A 5,257-nucleotide genomic window follows, 5' to 3' on the forward strand; every position below is an offset into this window, starting at 1 on the left:
TTGAAGTTTTGTTTGTTTCGTTCAAATGTTCAAATGTTCAAATGTTCAAATGTTTTGTTTGGTTAAACACCTTTTTCACTTTTCCATTCTCCATTTTCAATTTCTTTGAACCTTTTCAAACTCAAAATAAAGAGTCGAGCGTTTTCGCCGATCCGCGCGGATTGAATTCAATCCGAACCAAATCATGAATCCGGAGCCCGAATAAAGAATCTGCTCCGCCGCCATTTCCGGTTGCTCCTTTGTTAATGGCAATTTCAAGCAGGTTGTTGTCGTTGAAGAAAGCCAGGCGTTCTCCCGGGGCAACATCGTTATACGTACTGGAAATTTCATCAATATAGTATTCGCGCTTGCGGAACAGAATCGTAAAAGGAGCATCCTCAAAGCGTGCGAAAATTTCTTTGGTAATGTTCGTAATGGCGTTTCCGTAATGGTCAATGTGAACAATCGAACCTTTGATGAGGTTTTCTTCGATCACGGCATTCACGGTATGCGCAACGCGCCAGGAAGTTTCTTCCGACCCGATATTGTTCAACGATTCTCCGGCAAGAATGCGTGCAGCTGTCGGAACAAAAATATTTTTCACCGGAAAACGCAATCCTTTCGGATTGGAAAGCACATTGTCGATTCTCCAGAAACCTTCCGGTTTTTCACCTTTCAGAATCAAAGCAAAAACGCCGTTGTCATTGGAAATGAAATAATGCCCTTTAAACAACATGATGCTCGGATAAGCACCATTGCTGGAATTGATAATGGGTTCACTGTCCACGCCGATGATGTGAATGGTTCCTTCCGGAAACTCCTGGAAAGCAGCCTGGATGTAATAACTGGCATCTGCAATATCGAAAGGTCTTACCTGATGTGTAATATCTACCACAGATGCTCCGGGAGCCAATTTGAATAAATTTCCCTTTAAAACCGCTACATAGTAGTCGGTCAATCCCATATCTGTAGTCAGAGTGATAATTCCCATTTGATGAAGACTGTCCGTATCCGTTGAAAAATTAATTAAATTTGTTTCAAAAATACGGGTTAATAATACAACCGAAACTTAGAAACGAAAGATTTATTCACATTGACAGAGAAGAAAATCGAAATAAAAGGGGTGAATGTGGCAGAATTGTTTGGAGTAAACAATTCGAATTTGAAACACATCCGGTCTTTTTTTCCAAAATTGAAGATCAACTCACGCGGAAATGAGTTGACAGTACATGGTGATCCTGAGGTGATGGAAGAGTTTGAACGCAAGTTTGAATTGATTTTAGCGCATTTTAACCAGTACAATATTTTAACTGAGAATAATATCGACAACCTGATGTTGGACGACGGTTCGGCAATGCTCTCTTCCGACGGAACAGAAACCCTGGTTCACGGAAACGGCGGGGTAAAAATCAAAGCGAAAACGCTCAATCAACGAAAATTGGTTCAGGCGGTGAATAAAAGTGATATGGTTTTTGCCGTTGGTCCGGCTGGAACAGGAAAAACGTACACTGCAGTAGCATTGGCAGTTCGGGCATTGAAAGCGAAAGAAGTGAAACGAATCATTTTGACGCGTCCGGCAGTTGAAGCAGGGGAGAACCTGGGGTTTCTTCCGGGAGACCTGAAGGAAAAACTCGATCCGTACTTAATGCCCTTGTACGATGCGCTGAGAGATATGATTCCACCGGAAAAACTGGCGGATATGATCGAATTCGGAATCATTGAGATCGCTCCGTTGGCATTTATGCGTGGTAGAACGCTCGACAAGGCTTTTGTGATCCTGGATGAAGCTCAGAATGCAACGGTGATGCAGATGAAAATGTTCCTGACGCGTATGGGACAGACCGCTCAGTTTGTGATTACCGGGGATATGTCGCAGGTGGATTTACCGCATCGTCAGCGATCCGGGCTTTCCTATGCCTTGGATATCCTGGGAGATGTGGAAGGATTGGAGATCATCCGTTTGACGCAAAGTGATGTTATTCGTCACTCCCTGGTGAAACGCATCATTGACGCCTTCGATAAAGCGGAAGCGATTGAAAAAGCGCAGAAATTTGAGAAAGAAAACTCCAATAATAACCGGGAAGAAGAGCCTAAACCGAAATCAAGAAGAAAGTAATATACGATTCAAAATTTCAGATGATGTTGAACGAAACAATAACAAGTACCAATTTCAAATTTCCGAAGCAAACGAATGTTTACAGGGGGAAAGTACGTGAAGTGTATACCATCGGTAATGATATTATGGTGATGGTAGCAACGGATCGTATCTCAGCTTTTGATCATATTCTGCCAAAAGGAATTCCATTCAAAGGTCAGGTTTTGAACCAGGTTGCAACGATGTTCCTTGAGGCAACTCGCGATATCGTTCCAAATTGGCTGATCGGCGCGCCGGATCCTTCTGTTGCGGTTGGATATGCATGTGAGCCTGTGCGTGTGGAAATGGTGATCAGAGGATATTTGGCCGGTCATGCTGCCAGAGAATATGCCTTGGGAAGAAGAATCCTTTGTGGGGTTACTTTACCGGAAGGAATGAAGGAAAATGACCGCTTTCCGGAACCGATTATTACTCCGGCTACGAAAGCAGACGAAGGTCATGACGAAGATATTTCCCGCGAAGACATCCTGAAAAAAGGAATCGTTCCGCAGGAGATCTACGAAAAAATGGAAGAGTACACGCGTGCTTTATTCCAGCGTGGAACAGAAATGGCTGCTGAAAGAGGTTTGATCCTGGTCGATACGAAGTATGAATTCGGGATCAGAAACGGAGAAGTGATTTTGATTGATGAGATTCACACTCCGGATTCATCGCGTTATTTTTATGCAGATGGCTATGAAGAACGTCAGGCAAAAGGAGAAAATCAGCGCCAGCTTTCCAAAGAATTCGTGCGTCAGTGGTTGATCGAAAACGGATTTCAAGGCCTGGAAGGACAAGTGATGCCCGATTTGCCGGATTCATTCGTTGAAACGATCACGGAACGTTACATTGAATTGTACGAGAAAATTACAGGATCTGCCTTCGTGAAAAGCGATACTTCCAATATTAGCAAGCGCATTGAAACACATGTAGCGATGTTTTTGATGGAAAAAGGGATTATCTAGACAGAAAGAGTCAGGATTTCAAGAGTCAGGACTTAAATAACTCATTAAGTCTTGCCTCTTGTCTCTAAGTTGCGCTTTGCTTCGCAATAATCTTCCAGAATAATCCCGGGAAGAAACGCTTTAAGGTAACCGCTTTGATTTCTTTATTTCCGATCAGAATTTCTTTCTTCTTTTTATCGACTGCTTTCAACAGGATGGAAACACATGTCTCAACCGGCATTCCTGTTGCCTGGTTGTGATCCATTTCGCCATGCGCTTTTCCATCTTTCCCCAAAGCACTTAACGAAATCGGGGTGTTGATTTTTCCCGGACAAGCGATGGTTACGGAAATATGATTTTTCGCCTCTTCCAGAAGCAGGCTTTCGAAAAATCCCTGGATGGCATGTTTGCTTGCGCTGTAAGCCGAACGCAGGTAGAAGCCAAATTTTCCTGCAATACTTGAAATTGCAATAATGTGCCCCGATTTTTGAGCCTGCATGTAAGGCAGAATTGCTTTGGTCAGTGCAACAGTCCCGAAATAATTAATCTCCATGATTCTGCGGTCCACTTCGATGGAAGTTTCACTGGCTTCGGCACGTTGGCTCAAACCGCCGCAATTATACAGATAATCAATGCGTTTTGTTTGTTCCAGCGTTTGTTTAACCAACTCCTGAAAATGTTCGGAATGCTCTAAATCCAAAGGTACAATCAGGTGTTCTTCCGGATTCGGAAGTTCCTTTTTCAATGCGAGAAGTTTTTCTTCACTTCTGCTCGACAAGATCAGGCGCAACCCTTTTCGCGCCAATTGTTTGCAAATTTCTTCTCCGATTCCCGAAGAAGCACCCGTAATCCAAGCTACCTGTTTCATCGTACACGAAATTACATATTTAGATTTGAGTGACAATTTTCTTGATAAATTGGAAAAACTTAGTATATTCGATTCACACTGCTATCAATTGAAAAATTTAGAATCTGACTCTGTTCCTGGTGAAGTTATCACGTACTTTGAAGAATTGCGGGTGAAACTTGCTTTTCGCATGTCTATCATGTGCCTGATCATATTCAGTATTCTTTCCTATACGCGTTATTTTGAGTCCATGGAAAGCTTTAGTATGATGGCCGTGGCACTTGCTATAAGCATCGCCAGCCTGATTCTGATGAAATCGAATAACAACAATTACTTGTTAGTCTTTTATATTTATTCGATCGGCGGTTACGTCATTGTCGCTTTTGCTTTAATGTTTTATCACAGCAGACTCCATTTGGTGGATGTCTTGTGGTTGATGACAGTCGTATTCGTGGCGTTTTTCACATTGGGGCGCAGACTGGGCTATATCTTGCTGATGCTATCGATCGGCGTAATCGGCGTATTTATTTTTGCTCACCTGAATAACCAGATTCTGATCCTGAAAGCGCTTACGATGTATCAAAAAATATCGTTGTTAATCGAAGTGATGGCGGCATTTTCCTTAAACTTTTACTTGTTTTATTTGTTTTTGGAGCTGAATCGCTTTTCAGAAAAGAAACTGTTGGAATTTTACGATCAGGTGAAGGAACAGAATACAAAAATCCTCTTACAGAATGAAGAAAAGACCATGTTGGTTCGGGAAATCCATCACCGGGTAAAGAATAACCTGCAGATCGTTGTGAGTTTGCTGCGCATGCAAAGCCAGGAAGTCGATAACCCGGAGTTTCAGACCTTGTTTCAGGAATCCATCAATCGCATTATGGCGATGTCGCTGATCCATCAAAAACTCTATCAGAATGATAACTTATCCCAGATTCGGATTGGCGATTATCTGGATGAATTGATCCACGAGATTATGAATCTTAGTTTCAGGGAGCAAACGGTAGGCTATGAGATCAAAACAGAGGTAGGAAAAATTGGCTTAAAAACACTTATTCCGGTCGGACTTTTGGTGAATGAGCTGGTATCTAATTCGCTTAAACATGCATTTGATGATACGACGGTAGATGCTGAGATTCAGATTGAAATTCAACGGGAAGGAGAGAATCATTTGCGCATTACCTATTTTGATAACGGAGTTTGGAAGCCCCAGGTTGGCCATTCTTCCTTTGGATTGGTGTTGATCGACACCTTAATAGAACAATTGGAGGGAAACAAACAAGTATTGAAGGAAACAAAGGGAACCACATACATGATTGTTGTTCAGAACCTGGAAGAAAAAGGAGTATTGGC

At 42.3% G+C, this 5,257-nt stretch carries 5 protein-coding genes; 3 read left to right on the top strand and 2 right to left on the bottom strand.

The genetic code is table 11. From position 1 onward, the window contains the following. Window positions 1-121 precede the first annotated feature (121 nt). On the bottom strand, window positions 122-970 hold the full coding sequence (locus tag Q1V93_RS12200) for an SAM-dependent chlorinase/fluorinase (protein WP_300665068.1): 849 nt from the start codon (window positions 968-970) through the stop codon (window positions 122-124). A gap of 102 nt (window positions 971-1,072) precedes the next feature. Here Q1V93_RS12200 and Q1V93_RS12205 point away from each other — a divergent pair, with 102 nt between their 5' ends. Both Q1V93_RS12205 and Q1V93_RS12210 read left to right on the top strand, forming a co-directional pair. Continuing rightward, a complete protein-coding gene (locus Q1V93_RS12205) occupies window positions 1,073-2,095 on the top strand; it encodes a PhoH family protein (protein WP_300665070.1) in 1,023 nt (340 codons plus the stop codon). Between the two features lie 26 nt (window positions 2,096-2,121). After that, window positions 2,122-3,078 (top strand): phosphoribosylaminoimidazolesuccinocarboxamide synthase, encoded by a 957-nt coding sequence (locus tag Q1V93_RS12210; RefSeq protein WP_300665076.1) that lies wholly within the window; start codon window positions 2,122-2,124, stop codon window positions 3,076-3,078. A 64-nt stretch (window positions 3,079-3,142) separates the two neighbouring features. Here the strand turns inward: Q1V93_RS12210 and Q1V93_RS12215 are convergent, their stop codons facing one another. Beyond that, entirely contained in the window at window positions 3,143-3,925 is a 783-nt protein-coding gene (locus Q1V93_RS12215; protein ID WP_300665072.1) for an SDR family oxidoreductase, read from the bottom strand. An 88-nt stretch (window positions 3,926-4,013) separates the two neighbouring features. Between Q1V93_RS12215 and Q1V93_RS12220 the strand changes: the two genes are divergently transcribed. Further along, a partial coding sequence (locus tag Q1V93_RS12220; protein WP_300665074.1) for a sensor histidine kinase occupies window positions 4,014-5,257 on the top strand: 1,244 nt, incomplete at its 3' end.

The organism is Fluviicola sp., assembly GCF_030151805.1.
GTDB lineage: Bacteria > Bacteroidota > Bacteroidia > Flavobacteriales_D > Crocinitomicaceae > Fluviicola.